Annotated in this window: 15 protein-coding genes; 11 read left to right on the top strand and 4 right to left on the bottom strand. The window is 63.9% G+C overall.

Annotated elements, in window-relative coordinates; all coding sequences use genetic code 11:
- Window positions 1-146 precede the first annotated feature (146 nt).
- Window positions 147-734: a hypothetical protein gene (locus tag B5G20_RS03935; protein ID WP_087355239.1), complete on the top strand. Its 588-nt coding sequence runs from the start codon at window positions 147-149 to the stop codon at window positions 732-734.
- Window positions 735-1,092: 358 nt separating this feature from the next.
- On the opposite strand, the gene B5G20_RS03930 is transcribed toward B5G20_RS03935, so the two are convergent.
- A complete protein-coding gene (locus B5G20_RS03930; RefSeq protein WP_087355238.1) occupies window positions 1,093-1,278 on the bottom strand; it encodes a 4Fe-4S binding protein in 186 nt (61 codons plus the stop codon).
- 474 nt (window positions 1,279-1,752) lie between these two features.
- Here B5G20_RS03930 and dnaK point away from each other — a divergent pair, with 474 nt between their 5' ends.
- The 4 genes from dnaK (at window position 1,753) to B5G20_RS03910 (ending at window position 6,236) form a co-directional block, all read left to right on the top strand.
- Window positions 1,753-3,654, top strand: a complete 1,902-nt coding sequence (gene dnaK / locus B5G20_RS03925; protein WP_087355236.1) for a molecular chaperone DnaK — start codon at window positions 1,753-1,755, stop codon at window positions 3,652-3,654.
- A gap of 74 nt (window positions 3,655-3,728) precedes the next feature.
- Window positions 3,729-4,547, top strand: a complete 819-nt coding sequence (locus B5G20_RS03920) for a nucleotide exchange factor GrpE (protein ID WP_239286862.1) — start codon at window positions 3,729-3,731, stop codon at window positions 4,545-4,547.
- 253 nt (window positions 4,548-4,800) lie between these two features.
- Window positions 4,801-5,754 carry a J domain-containing protein gene (locus tag B5G20_RS03915; RefSeq protein ID WP_087355233.1) on the top strand — a complete coding sequence of 318 codons (954 nt, stop codon included), beginning with the start codon at window positions 4,801-4,803 and terminating at the stop codon, window positions 5,752-5,754.
- Between the two features lie 68 nt (window positions 5,755-5,822).
- Window positions 5,823-6,236, top strand: a complete 414-nt coding sequence (locus B5G20_RS03910; RefSeq protein WP_087355231.1) for a helix-turn-helix transcriptional regulator — start codon at window positions 5,823-5,825, stop codon at window positions 6,234-6,236.
- A 344-nt stretch (window positions 6,237-6,580) separates the two neighbouring features.
- Here the strand turns inward: B5G20_RS03910 and B5G20_RS03905 are convergent, their stop codons facing one another.
- A complete protein-coding gene (locus B5G20_RS03905; RefSeq protein ID WP_158094386.1) occupies window positions 6,581-8,602 on the bottom strand; it encodes a BglG family transcription antiterminator in 2,022 nt (673 codons plus the stop codon).
- Window positions 8,603-9,044: 442 nt separating this feature from the next.
- Here B5G20_RS03905 and B5G20_RS03900 point away from each other — a divergent pair, with 442 nt between their 5' ends.
- The 6 genes from B5G20_RS03900 (at window position 9,045) to B5G20_RS03875 (ending at window position 14,640) form a co-directional block, all read left to right on the top strand.
- On the top strand, window positions 9,045-9,308 hold the full coding sequence (locus B5G20_RS03900) for an HPr family phosphocarrier protein (RefSeq protein WP_087355228.1): 264 nt from the start codon (window positions 9,045-9,047) through the stop codon (window positions 9,306-9,308).
- An 80-nt stretch (window positions 9,309-9,388) separates the two neighbouring features.
- Window positions 9,389-9,703: a PTS sugar transporter subunit IIB gene (locus B5G20_RS03895; protein WP_087355226.1), complete on the top strand. Its 315-nt coding sequence runs from the start codon at window positions 9,389-9,391 to the stop codon at window positions 9,701-9,703.
- Between the two features lie 35 nt (window positions 9,704-9,738).
- Window positions 9,739-11,043: a PTS transporter subunit EIIC gene (locus B5G20_RS03890; protein WP_087355225.1), complete on the top strand. Its 1,305-nt coding sequence runs from the start codon at window positions 9,739-9,741 to the stop codon at window positions 11,041-11,043.
- 123 nt (window positions 11,044-11,166) lie between these two features.
- Entirely contained in the window at window positions 11,167-11,502 is a 336-nt protein-coding gene (locus B5G20_RS03885) for a PTS lactose/cellobiose transporter subunit IIA (RefSeq protein WP_087355223.1), read from the top strand.
- 5 nt (window positions 11,503-11,507) lie between these two features.
- Window positions 11,508-13,013, top strand: coding sequence for a family 1 glycosylhydrolase (locus B5G20_RS03880; RefSeq protein WP_343283987.1), 1,506 nt, complete (start codon window positions 11,508-11,510; stop codon window positions 13,011-13,013).
- A gap of 172 nt (window positions 13,014-13,185) precedes the next feature.
- Window positions 13,186-14,640: a glycoside hydrolase family 1 protein gene (locus B5G20_RS03875; protein ID WP_087355220.1), complete on the top strand. Its 1,455-nt coding sequence runs from the start codon at window positions 13,186-13,188 to the stop codon at window positions 14,638-14,640.
- A gap of 356 nt (window positions 14,641-14,996) precedes the next feature.
- Here B5G20_RS03875 and B5G20_RS03870 read toward each other — a convergent pair whose 3' ends face one another.
- Entirely contained in the window at window positions 14,997-15,803 is an 807-nt protein-coding gene (locus tag B5G20_RS03870) for an energy-coupling factor transporter transmembrane component T (protein WP_087355218.1), read from the bottom strand.
- On the bottom strand, window positions 15,787-18,021 hold the full coding sequence (locus B5G20_RS03865) for an energy-coupling factor transporter ATPase (protein WP_239286861.1): 2,235 nt from the start codon (window positions 18,019-18,021) through the stop codon (window positions 15,787-15,789). The genes B5G20_RS03870 and B5G20_RS03865 overlap by 17 nt, the downstream gene beginning before the upstream one ends.
- Window positions 18,022-18,122 lie beyond the last annotated feature (101 nt).

Raw genomic sequence — 18,122 nt, 5'->3', positions numbered from 1 at the left:
GGGTGGGGTCGCTGGGGCCGAGGGGCGAGCGCGGTGGTGGCCGGCGCAGCGACGGTGCGGGCAACGCGGCAAAGCAGAACGCTGCGGCCCTCAGCGCCCTCCCGCGCTACCATTACAGTCTGAGAACTCCGACTAAAGGGGGCGCCATGACCCAATCTGCGCGCGATATCCGCTCGGCCCGGCTGGCCGCCGCCGAGCAGGAGCTCAAGAGCCTCGCCGAGCGCGGCGTGATAACGGCGGGTGACGGCTTCTCGCCCATCGTGCTGGTAAAAGGCGAGCTCAACGATGCCGAGCGCTCCGGCGGCGAGCTTCTTGCCGGGGCGGACGGGCAGGCGCTCCGGGCGGCGCTCTTGAGGCTCGGCTACGCGCCGGAGGATTTCTGCGCGCTCGCCGCGGTGGCGGGGACAGGTGACCCTGCGGTGGTCCCCGCGGTGCCGGAGGGTGCGCCGCTCACCCCGGAGCTCTTCCGCGAGGCGCTCGAGGCGCTCGACCCCGAGGCAGTTGTGCTTCTGGACGAGCCGGCTGCTGCGCTGATGCGCGAGGCCTATGCAGACGCCCTCTCCCAGATTGAGCAGTTTGAGGTTGCGATGCTCGAGCCCGGCCTTGTGGCCCATGTGCTCGGCCGGCGCGTGCTTGCGCTCGGCGGGTTTGAGGCGGCGCTTGCCGATCCGGCGGCCAAACAGCGCGTTTGGGCCTATCTCAAGCAGCTGCCGCCCCTCGGCGCACCATATTAGTATGCGTTTGCGGTAGTCTCGCAAAACTCGATGCCCGATGTGAGTGTATCTTTTAGAATCTGAGAGCAGCACTTTAGGTAACTAAAGCGCTTACCTGGGCGTTTGTTGCCGATAACGGACTCAAAGCGGCGGTGCTACAGGCCCGTCCAAAAAGATGCGCTCACATTGGGGGTCGAATTACTCTCGACGCGCTAAATCGCCCAAAAGGGCGCCCCAAATCGTTGCCGCCCGCTGTCTCAAGGCCGTCCGGCGTTGTCGTTCCGCCCGTCCGAAATAAAAAAGGCTCCCCGAAGGGAGCCTTTACGAGCGTGAGCTCGGTTGCCGGAGCGCTGGGCGCTACCAATGCATCGTGTGGAGCTTAGTCCTCGGCGATCTCGGTGATGGCGCCGGCCGGGCAGTTCTCCTGGCAGATGCCGCAGGCGATGCAGGAATCCTCGTCAACCACGGTGGCGACGTCCTGCATCTCGAGGACGTTCTGGGGGCAGTCGTCAACGCAGACGCCGCAGGCGATGCACTCGTCGGCTTCGATAACGGGATGGGCCATGATGTTCCTCCTCTTGTAGCGCCCGGCGTCTAGGCGAATGGCCGGGTCTGGTGGCTTCAATATACCCCGCGACGCTCGATTTGCAAGACCCCAGCGCGTCCTTTTCATACCATTCGCCGAGTCAGCCAAGGCAAACCTTTTGCGAGGTGGGAGGCGCTGCAGGTGAGAGAGGTGTGGCGAAGCAGAAAGGTGACGGGAGCACGCCCCGAGGCGGCCTCACGGCACAAGAAGAAACGGCGTGTCCGGCGCGTACATGTTTGAAAAAAACGACGCGCCGCCCCGCCCCAATACCTTACAATCGTCGCGTTACAAAATCTTATATGAATCGACTTAGATTTTCTGCAAACTAACGTATAAGCCGCCCCCAACCGGGATAAGATAGATCCAGAACGAGCAAACGAGCCGCGGGACAGGCCTGCGGCACAAGCCCGGGCGCCCGCGAGCGGGAGCCCCGGCAAAAGGAGGTACTCCCTTATGAGCAACAAGATTCTCGGTATCGACCTCGGTACCACCAACTCGGCCATGGCCGTTTACGAGGGTGGCAACCCCACCATCATCGTCAACGCTGAGGGCGACCGCACCACCCCGTCCGTCGTGGGCTTCCGCGCCGACGGCGACCGTGTGGTGGGCAAGGCCGCTAAGAACCAGGCCGTGACCAACCCCAAGAATACCGTGTTCTCCATCAAGCGCTTCATGGGCCGCAAGTTCTCGGAGGTCGGCTCCGAGATCAAGACCGTCCCGTATACGGTCAAGGAGGGCCAGGGCGGCCGCGCCGTGGTGGAGATCGAGGGCAAGGATTATACGCCTGAGCAGATCAGCGCCATGATTCTGCAGAAGATGAAGACCGACGCTGAGAAGTATCTGGGCGAGACCGTCACCGACGCCGTCATCACCGTCCCGGCCTACTTCAACGACGCCCAGCGTCAGGCCACCAAGGACGCTGGTAAGATCGCCGGCCTCAACGTCAAGCGTATCGTCAACGAGCCGACGGCGGCCGCGCTTGCCTATGGTCTCGACAAGCAGGGTAGCGACCAGCGCATCCTCGTCTTTGACCTGGGCGGCGGCACGTTCGACGTCTCCATCCTCGACCTCGCCGACGGCGTGTTTGAGGTGCTCTCCACTGCCGGCGACAACCACCTGGGCGGCGACGACTGGGATCAGCGCGTGATTGACTGGCTGGCCGACAAGTTCCAGAAGGACAACGGCATCGACCTGCGTCAGGACCCGATGGCGCTCCAGCGCCTCAAGGATGCCGCCGAGAACGCCAAGAAGGAGCTCTCGGCTGCGCAGCAGGCGACCATCAACCTGCCGTTCATCACGGCCGACGCCACCGGCCCCAAGCACCTCGACTACACGCTTAGCCGCGCCGAGTTCGAGCGCATCACGCACGACCTGCTCGAGCGTTGCAAGCAGCCGGTTACCAACGCTCTGCGCGACGCCAACCTCAAGCTCTCCGACCTCACCGAGGTCATCCTCGTGGGCGGCTCCACGCGTATGCCCGCGGTGCAGGAGCTCGTTAAGAAGATGACGGGCAAGCAGCCCAACATGTCCGTGAACCCCGACGAGGTCGTGGCCTGCGGCGCCGCCGTTCAGGGCGCCATCCTCTCCGGCGATGGCCCCTCGGACATCCTGCTGCTCGACGTGACCCCGCTGTCGCTCGGCGTTGAGACCATGGGCGGCATCATGACCAAGATGATCGACCGCAACACCACGATCCCGACCTCCAAGACCGAGATTTACTCCACTGCGGCCGATAACCAGACGAGCGTTGAGATCAACGTCCTCCAGGGCGAGCGCGAGCTGGCGCGCGACAATAAGTCGCTCGGCAAGTTCCAGCTCACCGGCATTCCGGCCGCTCGCCGCGGCGTGCCGCAGATCGAGGTCACCTTCGACATCGACGCCAACGGCATCGTGAAGGTCTCGGCCAAGGATAAGGGCACCGGCAAGGAGCAGCAGATCACCATCTCCGGCTCCACTGCGCTCTCCGATGACGAGGTCGACCGCATGGTCAAGGACGCTGAGGCCCACGCCGAGGAGGACAAGCGCCAGAAGGAGGAGGTCGAGGTCCGCAACCAGACCGACAGCCTCTGCTACTCCACCGAGCAGACCCTCGCCGATCTGGGCGACAAGGTCCCGGCCGACGTGAAGGGCGACGCCGACGCAGCCATCGCTGACGCCAAGAAGGCGCTCGAGGGCCAGGATATCGAGGCCATCAAGGCCGCGGGCGACAAGCTTCAGGAGGTCGCCTACAAGCTCGCGCAGATCGTCTACAGCGACGCGCAGACCGACGCCGACGGCGCCGCGCCTCAGGGCGGCTCGGATGACGACGTGGTCGACGCCGAGTACGAGGTCGTGGACGACGAGGATGCGAAGTAATCATGCGCGCCCGGAAAGCTCGCACGGGGGTGGCAGGCCAGCCCGTTGTCCCCGCTGACTCTGAGGAGAAGGACGTGAAGATTCCCGTAGAGGACGCCGACGAGACCCGCGAGACGGCCGAGGCCACCGAGGCCGCGGCCGCCGCGCCGGCGGACGAGACGCCCGCTGAGGGCGAGGTTGCCGAGGCTGCCGTCAGCGAGGCCGCCGAGGCTATGACCGAGGAGGAGCTGATCGAGGCGGCCATTCGTGCCGGCGAGGAGGCCGCGGCGGACGACTTTAAGCTCAAGTACGAGCAGGCTCAGGCCGAGCTCGTCGAGGTGCGCAAGAAGCTCGCCGAGGCCGAGGAGGTGCGCGACGGCGCCGACGCCAAGGTCCGCGACGCTCAGGATCGCGTGGCGCGCCTGCAGGCGGACTGGGAGAATTTCCGCCGCCGCACCGCCGCCGAGCGCCTGGCGGAGCGCGACCGCGCAACCGAGAAGCTCGTGACAGCGCTCCTGCCCGTGATCGATGACATCGAGCGCGCCATCGAGCACGCCCGCTCGAAGGAGATGGCCGACGACCTCAAGCAGTTCGTGGACGGGGTGGACGCCGTCCACACCAAGATTCTCGACGTGCTCTCGCATGAGGGCGTGGAGCCCATCGACCCCCAGGGCGAGGCGTTCGACCCGCTCGAGCACCAGGCCGTGGGGCGCGTTGAGGACACGACCGCCTACGACGAGACGGTCCGCGACGTGTACCAGAAGGGCTACCGCATGGCCGACCGCATTCTCCGTGCGGCCATGGTAACGGTGACCTACGGCGGACCCAAGCGCCCGGCGCCGGAGGCGGAGGCCGCGGCCGGGGATGCCGACGGGGCGCCCGCGGACGAGGCGCCCGAGGGCACTCAGGAGTAGTCGCAGGGGCTCCGGGCCGCAGGTTCGGAGCCCCTTTTTACGGTAGCGCGCTGACCACCGACAGGTCAGGCAACAGCAGCGCGATGCAAGAACGGTATTGCGCCATAGGTCAGGCAATGACAGCGAGGGCGTTCCGGGTGCCCCGGATTGCCCTGAAAGAGGAGGGCGTAGGCGTTGCGCCACGCCCGACGATTGAAGGGCAAGGCGGGGCACCCGGAACAGCCGCAGCGTCAACTAAGGAAAGGAGGCAGGCGTGCCTCAGCGAAATTTCTACGATGTCTTGGGCGTCAAGCGCGACGCCTCCGACAAGGAGATCAAGACCGCGTTTCGCAAGCTCGCGCAGAAGTATCACCCCGACGCGGGCGGCGATGAGGACAAGTTCAAAGAGATCAGCGAGGCGTACGAGACGCTTTCTGATCCCAAGAAGCGCAAGGAGTACGACCAGCTGCTGATGTTTGGCGGCATGCCCGGTGCGGGTGGCCAGGGCGGCACGTACACCTATACCTCGGGAGGCCCTGGGGCGGGCGGCTGGAGCGATATCTTCAGCAGCATCTTTAACGGCGACGGCGCCTTTGGCAGTGATTGGGCCAGCGGCTTTGGCAACGCGGGCGGCCGCGCGCAGTCGCGTCCGCAGCGGGGGAGCGACCTGTCGCTCACCGTGGACGTGTCGGCCGAGGACGCCTTCATGGGCACCACGCGCAAGGTGACCTATCGCATCCCTTCCACGGGCGAGCAGCAGTCCCTCACCGTCTCGGTGCCCGCGGGTGCCGTTGACGGCGGCAAGCTGCGCTACAAGCGCCGTGGCGAGTACGGCGCCAACGGTGGCGAGCGCGGCGACCTGGTGGTTACCACGCACGTCGAGGAGCACCCGCTCTTTAAGCGCAAAGGTGCCGACGTAACCATGAAGCTCCCCATCTCGGTGGCGGAGGCGGCGCTCGGGTGTCAGGTCGATGTGCCCACGCCCGGCGGCGCCACGGTGCGTCTCAAGGTGCCGGCCGGCACGCAGTCGGGCAAGACCTTCCGCTTTAAGGAGATGGGCGCGCCCGACGTCAAGCGCCGCGGGCGCAAGGGAGCACTGTTGGTGACGGTTGAGGTTGAGGTGCCAACGCATCTCACAGACGCTGAGCGCAAGGCGTTTGAGCAGCTGCGCGAGCTCGACCAGCGCGATTATCGTGCCGGGGTCGACCGCTATCGCGCACGGGTGTAGATTGGTGAGCGTCGGGCTGGTTTCTCTTGGGGGAAGGGCGGCCCGGCGCGATTGAGGTTGGTGAGCACATGAGCCAGGAAGAGCGGGACAAGCCGCTATACATGATCAGCGTCGCTGCGGAGCTGACGGGTATGCACCCGCAGACCCTGCGCGTCTACGAATCGAAGGGCCTCGTAAACCCCAAGCGTTCGGGCGGTAACACCCGCCTGTACTCGCAGGCCGATATCGAGCGGCTCGAGCTCATCAACCAGCTTACCGACGAGGGTATCAACCTTGCCGGCGTGGTGCGCATCCTCGACATGAAGGAGCGCGCTGAGAAGCGCGAGGCCGAGATGGAAAAGCTTCGCGACCAGGTGCGCCGCCTTGAGGATCAGGTGCACGAGCTTCAGATGCAGAAGAAGATCACCGCCCTCGCGCCGCGCGACGGATCGGCCGACCCGGAGCAGGTGCTCCGAGGCCTCTTGGGAGGCGGCGGTCTGTAGCTTGGTGCATTTGGGGACGGGTACGAACTGCACCATTTCTAGAAGGCAGCCGGACTGGGGTCTGCGCGGATGCGTTGGCTCCGGTCCGGCTGCCTTTTTGGTTTTTCGCGCCGCGGTGCGGCTTTACCAAAAACTCGACCCCCGATGTGAGTGGATGTTTTGCGGGAGGGCGAGTAGACCGGTCGTTTTCCGATGTTTCGTCCCTCAAAAGGCCTGGTGAGCACTTTAGTGTGATGGAGTGCTACTGGACGGTTTCAAAAGATACACTCACATCGGGGGTCGAGTTTTTCCGACGGCTTTGCGCCGCACCCCGGGTGACGAATTACACATTCCGGAGCGTTTTTCTACTCCATCATCTCGCAGAGGCGCGCGATAAAGGACTCGTAGTCGGTGGCGTCCATGAGCGCCGATGCCTGCTCGCGGTTGGCAAGTACCGAGACAAGTGGGTCAAACACCTCATAGAACACCTCTTGGTCACTCTTGCTAAACGAGAGCATCACCACGAGGTTTACCTTGGCGTCTCCCCAGCTGATGGGTGCGCGTGATAGCATCACCGAGATCGACGAGTGCAGACTCGCTAGGCGTAGAGCATGCGGTAGGGCGATTGTGCCGTAGACGGTGCTTGAGAGCTCCTCGCGCTCGCGCACCTGCCGTTCAAAGTCTTCTGTTACATACCCGCGCGCATGGAGCCGCTCGGCCATAAGATGGATCACCTCATCGCGGTCGAGCGGACGAGTGTTTACCTCGAACAATGCCGGCTCGATGAGCCCCTCCAGATGCGAGCGGAGGACGCAGCGGCGCTTCTCGGCGCGAATGTCGTCCACCATGCGGCGGATGTGCGCCCGGTCAGCCTCGGTGGGCACGATGCTTACCAGATAGGTGGGGACTCCGTAGTAGGCGTTGACCGGCACGGTGGTGATAAGAAGCTCGGCGCCCGCCAGATGGCCGAGGTCCCCCTCGTCGGTAACCACGTTGGTTACCAGCAGATCCTCCTCAAAGTGTCGGTTGAGAAAGAGCAGGATCTTGGCGTCGATGTTGTAGTACGACGGGCAGTAGAGTACCGCCTTGACCTTGTTGGTGAGCTGCTTCTGCGTCTCGAGGGTGCTGCCCAGGTGAAAGGCTATGTAGGCAATCTCGTCGTCGTTGACGTGTATGCCGGCTCGGCGCTGTAGCAGGTCGGCCTCCACCACCGCGGTGTCATAGAGCAAAGGGCAGCTCGTTTTGATTTGTAGCGTGAGCGGATTTTTAGAGAGTCCGCCCGTACGTGCTCGCACGATGAGATTCTTAACGTGCAGGGCAAAGCGGACGTAGAACTCGTGCTCCGAAAGGTCGATGCCGGCGTTTTCTTTAAGGTCGGCGATCATCTCGTTCACGATTTCGAGGCAACCCGCTCCCACAAAGCGCTCGATGTTCTCGCGGCTGGCGGTTCGGTAGTCGAGCATCGTGGTGCGCGAAGCGAGGAGAAGCGCGAGCTCCGAGACTTCCGTTGCGTTGAGCTCAACGTTAAAGTGCCGTTCGAGCTCCCGGGCGATGGTGCGCGCCATCTCGAGCTCTTGGGGGCCGATGGCGCTGTCGGCACCTGCTGCGGCGATTACGCCCGATGTTTGGTCTGGTGCGGCTTCAGTGCCGGAAGTCGTGGCGTCGCCATCGCCCTCACTCGCGCTGCCCCGCGCGCTTACCTTCGGTAGCGCTGCCGAGACCGTGCGGCCGCCTTGGATGCGGTCGATGGTGATTGCCACATGGAGCACCAGGTTGATCATGGAGTAGTCGTTGGCAAAGCAGTGGCTTGCCCCCAGTACGGAGCGCACGCACGCCTCGATATAGGCGATGTCAATCTGGGGGAATGCCTGCTGTACGGTCTTGAGGTCGAGAAAGTTTACAGTTGCCTCGTTGTAGAGCAGGTCCGAGACAAGGCGACGCTTGTCGCGTTCGCGTCCCGTGATCTGGAGATGGTTGTTTTCGAGTTTGAGGCCGAGGTGGAAGGGCGAGAGCTTTCCGCGGATGGCCGACACCACGCCCTTGATGGTTGAGTAGCTTACAAAGAGCTGCTCGCAGAGGTCGAAGATATCGACGGAGTCGGAGGCGAGTAGCCGGTGCAATACATAGACGGTACGCTCTTCGTTGGTTTGAGGGGTGTCTCCGGGAGTGCGGCCCTGCTCCAGTAGGGCGCGCACCGTCTCGGGATCGCAGCGGTAGCCCTGTTGACCCGAGATGACGACGCCGGGTGCTTCGCGGTTGATGCGCTGCACGTACGTTTTGACGGTGCGCACCGATACGTCGAGCTGCGCGGCGAGTGCACGTGAGGTGAGGGGTTTGGTCTGCTGTGCCAGCAGGCGAAGCAGCGTAAACTCGCGGTCGCTCAACATTGTGCCCATCCTTCTTGTTGCGGGTTGGTTCCGTGTACAGGGCTTCTGTCCCCTGATGTGCGGCGTATCCAAGCGCGCGAAACCGCGTCGATTATGCAATGGCCGTAGGGGCACCGTCCCGATTGTTCGGTTCGCCATGGGGGTTCCATCCAGTATACCCGGCACCGTGTGTCGCTGCGTCAAGCTGCCGGGATCCCTTCTTGCACACCGTCCGTGCAGACTCACGGGCCCCGCCCTTGCACGGGGGCGGTGCAGCCCGCTGTGCCTCGCTGCTGCCCCGTACCGGTGCAGAAGCCGCGTTGAGCCGTCTCGGCCGCCGCGGGAGTATACGGGTGCAGGGAAGGCGGGTGGTTGCATCGCCTTGCGTCGGAGCGGCTCTAGGCTATGGCCGGCTGGCAGCGTGCATGCGGCACCTGATGGAATATAGGCAAGGAGGGGAGAGATGCAGACGTTCGAGTACACCGTTACCGATCCGGTAGGGCTGCACGCGCGTCCGGCGGCTAATCTATCGCGTGCGGCGGCGGAGCTTGCCTCGACGGTGCGCGTGGCCAAGAAGGACGCGACAAAAGATGCGGACGCCAAGAGCATGCTGGGCGTTATGGGGCTCGGCATCCGCACGGGCGACACCGCGGTCTTTACCGTGGCGGGCGAGACCGAGGAGGCCGATGCCGAGATACTCCAGGCATTCTGCGCGGCGGAGCTGTAGGGCAGTCTGCCGCAAGAGCCGGTAGAACCTGCGCCAGAGCATGGGCTCGAGGCGCCTAGCAAAGAAGAAGGAGAACGACCATGGCAGACAAGACGATCTTCCTCTGCTGCAGCACGGGAGCGAGCAGCGGCTTTATCGCCAAGAACATCCGTCAGGCGGCTAAGGCAGAGGGCATCGAGGTCAACGTGATTGCGCGATCCGACTCGGTGATCGAGGACTACATCGAGGATGTCGACGTCATCCTCATCGCTCCGCACCTGAGCTACCTGCTCGATGACCTTGAGGACATCGCCGACGAGCACGATGTGCCACTCGTGATGATTCCCAAGAAGGCTTACGGCGACATGGACGGCGCGACCATCCTGCAGATCGCCCTCGAGGAGATGGACGCGTAGGCGTCCGGCGCTCATACGCATGTAAGGAGTAATCCATGGAAAAGTTTATGGCGTGGATGGAGAATTCCTTCGCACCCAAGATGAACAAGCTGGCACACAACCCCTGGGTTGCGGCCGTTCAGCAGGCCATCCTCACGGCGATGCCCATGATTTTCATCGGTTCGTTTGTGACGGTGCTGACCGCCTTCGGCGGGCTCATCGAGGGCTTCCCTGATTTCTCGCCCATCAACACCTTCTCGATCGGCTTGCTGTCGGTCTTCCTCTCTTATCTGGTTCCCTACCTCATCATGGAGAAGAAGCGCAACAACAAGACCAAGAAGGAGGCTGGTATTGCGGGCATCGCGCTCTACCTGCTCATTGCGGGTCCTGTGCTCGACGCCGATGCGGGTACCATCTCCTTCACCACGTCTGCCTTGGGCAACGGCGGCATGATCGCCGCTCTCATGGCGGGTCTCTTTACGGGTTTTGTGATGAACCTCTTTGCCAAGCACTCCTTCTTCAAGGAGGACACGGCGATTCCCGACTTCATTACCGTGTGGTTTGATACGCTCATCCCCATCCTCATCATCATCTTCTGCGGCTGGCTCTTCACCTTCCAGTTCCACATCAACATCTCCGATGTGGTTTACACCATCTTCAGCCCGGTGATTGCGGTAGGCGACAGCTTCCTTGGCTACACGCTCTTCTTTGGCTTTGAGTATGCCTTCCTCTACACCTTTGGTATCTCCACTTGGGTGCTCTATCCCATCGAGACCGCCATTATTATGAACGCTCTTGCTATTAACCAGGCTGCCGTGGCCGCGGGTGAGGCTGCCACGATGGTGAGCGCCTATGGCTCCTCATACTACTGGTGCATCGGTGGCGGTGGCTGCACGCTTGCCCTCGGTCTCATGATGCTCTTCTTTGCTAAATCTGAGAAGCTCAAGGTCATTGGCCGCACCACGCTCGTGCCGTCGCTCTGCAACATCAATGAGCCGCTTGTTTTTGGCGCACCGATTGCCTTTAACCCGATTCTCATGATCCCCATGTGGATTATCGGCTTTGCCGGTCCGGCTATCACTTGGCTCGCCATCCACTTTGGTCTGGTGCCCGCTGTCTCGACGCTCTTCTCGTTCTGGTACCTGCCCGACTTTATCCCCGCGTGGGCGGTGGGCGGCTTTGCCGGCGTCATCCTCTTCTGCGTGATCTTTGCGCTCAGCTGCGTGGTCTACTTCCCGTTCTTCAAGGTCTACGACAAGCAGTGCCTTGAGGAGGAGGAAGCCGAGCGCGAGGAGAAGGAGGCTCGCCTCGCCAAGAAGGCTGCCCGTGAGGCTCGTCGCGCGGCCCGCGAGAACGCGTAAGAACCCCAGTCTCCCCAGACGGGCGGTGCCGACTCCTGCGACGGCACCGCCCACTCGGGCAAGTAGACAGAGAACGTAATACGGCTGGCCAATCGGGCCCGCCGCAGACCGAAAGGAACCGCGATGCATACCGCAGATGAACTCAACCAGGCCGCGATGCAGATCATCCTCTGCGCGGGCGACTGCCGTGAGATGCTCGGTGAGGTCGTGGATCTGATGATCGATGACGCCGACGACGACGCGGTAGACGCCAAGCTTGATGAGGCCAAGAAAGAGATCGTCAAGGCGCACGTGCAGCAGACCGATATGATCCAGGACTCCATAGAGGACGATGTGCTCAACACCACGCTGCTCTTTACCCATGCACAGGACACCCTTATGACCATCAACAGCGAGGTCAACATGGTGACCAACATGGTTAAGCTCTACCGCAAGCTCCGTGGCGCGAAGGAGGTGTAAACGGTATGGCAAGCGTTGACGAGCAGGCCGTGGGCACCGGCGCGGCGGACCAGGCGCCTAGCATCACCGTGGATATGACGCCCCCGGCGGGCTTCCCCGAGGACTTTCTCTGGGGCGGCGCCATTGCCGCCAACCAGGCCGAGGGTGCTTGGCGTGAGGACGGTAAGGGACCCTCGATCGCCGACATCGAAATCCTGCCTGAGGAGTACAGCCGCCTTGGCACGCTTGGCTTCTCGCACACCGCCGACGAGGTCGAGGCCGCCATCACCGATACGGAGGGGTACTATCCGCGCCGGTACGGCATCGACTTCTTCCACACCTTCGAGCAGGACCTCGCCCTCATGCACGAGATGGGCTTCCGGTGCTTCCGCACGTCGTTTAACTGGACGCGCATCTTCCCCAACGGAGACGACCCGGAGCCCTGCGAGGCCGGTCTTGTCTTCTACGATCGGCTTATCGATACCATGCGTCGTTACGGGATCGAACCCGTCATGACCATCTCGCACTACGAGATGCCGACGCGCCTGGTAACTGCCTACGATGGTTGGGCCGATCGCCGCGTACTCGGGCACTTTTTGCGTCTGTGCCGAGTTCTCTTTGAGCGCTACCACGACCGCGTGCGCTACTGGATTCCCTTTAACCAGATTAACAGCCTGGGCGGATGGGGAGAGTTTGCGAGTCTGGGGCTTGTAAACGACCGCTTCCCCGACCGCGTGGCGGCTACCTACCAGGCGCTGCACAACCAGTTTGTGGCAAGCGCTGAAGCGGTGCGAATCGGCCACGAGGTCGACCCGACCCTCCAGATTGGCATGATGCTCGGCGACGACCGTCGCTACGCCGCCACTTGCAAACCCTCCGACCAGCTCTGCGCTTATCAGCAGATGCAGATGAGCGATTACTTCTACTGCGACGTGCTGCTGCGCGGCGGCTATCCCGGGTATGCCAAGCGGTTCTTTGCCGAGCGCGGAATCTCGTTTGTTGTGACGGAAGAAGATGCCCGCGTGCTCGCCGAGAACCCGGCGGACTTTTTGTCGTTCTCGTACTACGCCACGCGTGTGGCGGACCCGTCGTGCTTTGAGGTGGGGGCGGACAACCCCTATCTGGAGAAGTCGATCTGGGGTTGGGCTATCGACCCCACGGGCTTCCGCATCTCGCTCAACGATTATTGGGATCGCTACCGCAAGCCGCTCTTTATCGCGGAGAACGGTTTGGGTGCGCTCGACGAGGTGACCGAGGACGGGCAGGTGCACGATCAGTACCGTATCGACTACCTGCGCGCGCACATCGAGGCGATGCGCGAGGCCGTGCGCGACGGTGTTGAGGTCTTTGGGTACGCTTCGTGGGGTCCGATTGACATCGTGAGCTGCTCGCAGGGCGAGATGAGCAAGCGCTACGGCTACATCTACGTCGATCGCGACGACCGGGGCAACGGTACGGGTCGGCGTATCAAGAAAGATAGCTTTGCCTGGTACCAGCACGTCATTGCCACTAATGGTGCTGACTTAGGGTAACAAGCCTGCGCGGTCTTCTGCTGAACGCAGCCTCACCCCTTGAGCGTCGGGCATGGCGCGTAGGCCCATGTCTTCTTCGCTCGGAGCGGTCCGGCGCGCTGCGGAAGGCCGCCTTTGCTGTTGTGTGGGGCGGGACACCCTGCACGGCTCAGCTACACAGAAGGGACTGAACATGAGAGAGATTCCAAAGGGATTCCCCGAGGGGTTCTTCTGGGGCGGCGCGCTCGCCGCAAACCAGTGCGAGGGCGCTTGGCAGGAGGACGGCAAGGGCCCGTGCGTGGCCGACATCCTGCGCGTGCAGGACAAGGGCGATCCCAAGAAGAAGTCCAACAAAGAGACCTCGACCGAGGACATCGCTGCGGCGCTCGCCGACACCGAGGGCGTCTATCCCAAGCGCTTTGGTATCGACTTTTATCACACCTATCCCGATGACCTCAAGCTTCTCGCCGGTACGGGTATGAACTCCCTGCGCATCTCCATCAACTGGGCGCGTATCTTCCCTTCGGGCGATGATGCCGAGCCCAACGAGGCCGGCCTCGCCTTCTACGAGCGCCTCATCGACGAGATCCGCGCCAACGGCATGGAGCCGCTCGTTACGCTCTCGCACTACGAGATGCCGCTCCACCTGACAACGACCTATCGTGGCTGGTACGGGCGCGAGACCATCGACTTGTTTGTGCGCTACTGCACGACTGTGATGGAGCGTCTGCGCGATAAGGTGCGCTGGTGGATCGTGGTAAACCAGATCAACCTCATCCACCATGAGTCGTTCAACCATCTGGGTATTCCCTCCGACAGCGTGGAGAACCTCTGGGAGGCCAAGTACCAGGGGCTCATGAACGAGTGCGTTGCGTCGGCGCGCGTGGTTGCGGCGGGGCATGCCATCAACCCCGACTTTAAGATCGGTATGATGGTCTACGACGCGCTGACGGCACCCGCCACCTGCGAGCCGGCCGATGTGGCGGCCAACTACCAGCACAACCAGATGGAGTGCCTCACGAGTGACGTGCTCATGCGCGGCGTTGTTCCGGGCTATGCGTGGCGTTTCTTTGCCGAGCATGGGCTCGATATCGAGGTAACGTCCGAGGACGAGGCGGCGCTCGCCGCGGGGACGGCGGACTTCTTCTCGCTGTCGTACTACTACTCGGCTATCTGCTCGGCAAAGAGCTGGGGCGAGGTTGCGGTTAACGAGGACGGGACCATGCCCAACCCGCATCTCGAGGCCAACGCTTGGGGTTGGGCGATTGATCCTGAGGGTTTGCGCACCGCGCTCAACATGTTCTATGACCGCTACCAGAAGCCGATTATCATCGCCGAGAACGGCTTTGGTTGCGAGGACGTGCTCGAGCCCGACGGCACGGTGCACGATCAGTACCGCATCGATTACCTGCGTGCTCACGTTGCCGCGACGCGCGAGGCTATCCGCGACGGTGTTGACGTAATCGGGTACTACCCGTGGGGGCCGATCGACATCATCTCGTGCTCGTCGAGCGAGATGCGCAAGCGCTACGGGTTTATCTACGTTGACCAGGACGATTACGGCAACGGATCCAAGAAGCGCTACAAGAAGGATTCGTACGACTGGTACCGTCGCGTCACCGCGTCAAACGGTGCCGACCTGGGGTAGCGGCCGAGCGCGATGACGGGAGGTCGTTCCTCTTGCGTAGAAGGCAGCCGGACTGGGGTCTGCGCGGATGCGTTGGCTCCGGTCCGGCTGCCTTTTTGGTTTTTCGCGCCGCGGTGCGGCTTTGCCAAAAACTCGACCCCCGATGTGAGTGGATGTTTTGCGGGAGGGCGAGTAGACCGGTCGTTTTCCGGTGTTTCGTCCCTCAAAAGGCCTGGTGAGCACTTTAGTGTGATGGAGTGCTACTGGACGGTTTCAAAAGATACGCTCACATCGGGGGTCGAGTTGTTAGCGCCCATTCTGGGACGGTGTTGAAATGCGCCATTTGCGCCGATGCTGGTGCACATGGCGCATTTCGGTCATCCGATGGTGCTGAGGGTTATGAGGGCAACGAGGTAGATCGCCACGCCGAGGACAAACGGCAGGTCGCGGCGGGGAAGCCAGCGGAGCTCGTGGTAGTGGGTGCGCCCCGCCCCGCCAGTGTAGCAGCGGGCCTCCATGGCGCGGCCGAGGTTCTCGGCGTGCCGCAACGTGCTCGCAAACATCGGCACGAGGAGCGGCACGCAGGCCCGGGCGTAGGCGAGGGCGCTTTTGCCCTCGAGGTCGGCGCCGCGGGCTGTCTGAGCGGCGACGACGTTTTTTGCCTCCTGCGAGAGCGTCGGCACAAAGCGCAGCGCGATCGAGAGCACGAGGGTTACCTGGCTCACTGGCACCCCGATGCGCTCGAGCGGGCCGAGCAGCTTCTCGGCGGCGTCGGTAAGCGCGACGGGCTGCGTGGTGAGCATGAGGAGCGACCCGGCGAGCAGCAGCAAAAAGAAGCGAAGGGTATAGAGGAGCGCCGCCTCTACGCCGCCCGAGTAGATGCGCAGTGCGCCAACGGTGAGGACGGGCTCACCGGTCTGCACAAAGAACAGGTTGATGACCGACGTGATAACAAGAAAGAGCGCGATGGGCCTGATCTGTGCGAGCAGCCGCCCCGCGGGCACGCGCGCGGCGGCGATGCAGGCCCCAACGGCCGCGGCGGCGAGCACCAGCGTGGGCAGGTTTGAGACAAAAAAGCAGCTCACCATAAAGACGACCGTCGCCACGAGCTTGGCGCGCGGATCGAGCCGGTGAATGGGCGAGTCGACCGAGTAATACTGGCCGATGCTAACGCGCAGCGCCATGGCGCACCTCCTCGTAATCCGGATCGGTAAGGGCAGTGTTGCAGGTGGAGCACGCGGCGCCCGTGGCTGGGTCTGAGCTCAGCTCGAGCTGCTGGGTGTGAGCATGTTTGATTGGACCCGAATTGTCCCGTGTGGTGCCCAAGCGGGCAAGCTGACCGATGAGCTCGACGAGCTCATGTCGGGTGAGGGGCTCGTAGGGGAGCCGCACGCCGGCGGACTCGAGCTTTCGGGCAAAGGTGAGAGCCTCCGGCAGCCCCGGAGCGGGGGACCGGAGGGCTGCGGGTCTGGCGGACCGGGAGGGGCTGCCCGGCACGGTGCTCGCGTTCGCAGTGACAACGTTTGATGCGCTCTGGCCCGCGGTGGCTGCCTCGGGGGCGTCCACCCTGGCCCCTCGTGCACCAAAGACCGTTCGGGGCGTTCCATCGGCCACGAGCGCTCCGTCGGCCAGCACAAGCACGCGATCGGCGAGCTCAGCCACGTCGTCCATGCTGTGCGTAACCATAAGGATGGTCACGCCGCGCTCGCGCAGACGGCCGATGAGCGTGTGCATCCGCGTGCGGCCCTGTGGGTCGAGACCGGCCATCGGCTCGTCGAGAATCAAAAGCGGCGTCTTGAGCGCAAGCACGCCGGCGAGAGCGACGCTGCGCTGCTGCCCGCCCGAGAGCGCAAACGGCGAGCGCCGCAGTAGCTCGGGCGTGGGCGCGATGCCCGTGAGTTCGAGCGCCTCGTGGACACGCTCTTGGACCTCGTCCTCGGTGAGACCGAGGTTGCGCGGTCCAAAGGCAACGTCGTCAAAAACGGTCTCGGCAAAGAGCTGCCGGTCGGGGAGCTGCGAGACGTACCCCACCTGAGCGCGCAGCTTGCGGCGGCGGGAGAGGTCGTCGGTGGCGATGCCCCCCACGCGCACCGTGCCGGTGCGGGGGAGCTTGAGCGCGCAGGCGAGCTCGACGGTGGTGGACTTGCCCGAGCCGGTGCGCCCTACCAGGGCGGTGAGGCTGCCGCGCGGCATGTCAAACGTGAGGTGTTCCACAGCGAGCGGCCCCGCAGGGGCGGTGCGCTTCTGGCACCGCTGCCAGAAGCGGCGGCGCGTGCGAGCGGGGCGCTCGTCTGCGTAAGAGAACGAGACATCTAGGAACGAGATGGCGGCCTCATCTGCGGGGCGGCACGCGCCGTCCGGCTGCACCACGCGCTCGAGGCCCGCGGTGTCACAAGGGCTCGCACTGGACCATCGGTCGCCGGCCAGCCGGGAGGCCAGCACCCGCGCCAGCTCCTCAGAGCGCGCCGTGCGCGGCAGCGGGCCGAGCTCGGGTACGGCGCGCTCGAGCGTCCAGGCGAGCTCCTCGGCAAAGGGCAGCTCGAGCCCCAGGCGGTGGACGGTCTCGCGCTCGGCAAAGACCTCGGCGGGCGTGCCGTCGAGTGCGATGCGCCCACGCTCGAGCACGATCACGCGGTCGGCGGCGAAGGCATCGTCCATAAAGTGTGTGACGTGGACGATGGTGATGCCGCGCCGGTTAAGGCGCTGCACGATTGTCTGGATGGCGCGGCGGCCGGCTGCGTCGAGCATGGCGGCCGGTTCGTCGAGCAGAAGAATCTGGGGGTCCATGGCAAGCGCCCCGGCAATGGCGACGCGCTGCTGCTGGCCTCCCGAGAGGTCGGCCGGGTCTGCCTGGGCGCAGGTGGCCATGTCGACCGCCTCGAGCGCGGAATCGACCCGTTGCGCGATCTGCGCCGAGGGAACGCCGAGGTTCTCGGGGCCAAACGCCACATCGTCGGCGACGATGCTCGTGACCATCTGGTCCTCAGGGTGCTGAAAGACCATCGCGGCACGCCGCCGGATGGCCGCCGCGCCCTCGGGCGTGCCGGTGCCGATGCCAAAGACCTCGACGCTTCCGGCGGTGGGCACGATGAGTCCGTTGATGAGCTGGACAAGGGTCGACTTGCCGGAACCGTTGGCGCCGAGGATGCAAACGTGCTCGCCTGCGCGGATGCTGAGTGTGATGCCGGCGAGCGCCTCGGTGGGTTCGAGGTCGGGTTGCTCGGGTGCGGGGCCGGCGTTTGGCGCGCCCATCTCCGCAGCGTGCGCGGTGGCGGCTGCGTCGGTCGTCCTAGCACCCGCCTCAGACGCGTCGGCTGGCGCGGGATAGCGAACGTGCACGTCGCGCAGCACGATCTGTGCGTGCCCGTCCTCCTCGGCACCTGTGCGCTCGTCCGCCGGCATGCGAGGGGCGGGTGCGCCCGGCGTGCCCGCACCCGCGCGTCTCTCGCGTGCTGCCTTGGCGCCCCTTGGCACATCACCGCCCCGCGCATCCACGTCCGGCC

The sequence above is a fragment of the Collinsella sp. An7 genome (genome assembly GCF_002159335.1).
Lineage (GTDB): Bacteria > Actinomycetota > Coriobacteriia > Coriobacteriales > Coriobacteriaceae > Coprousia.
This window is presented reverse-complemented; position numbering and strand designations above follow the sequence as displayed.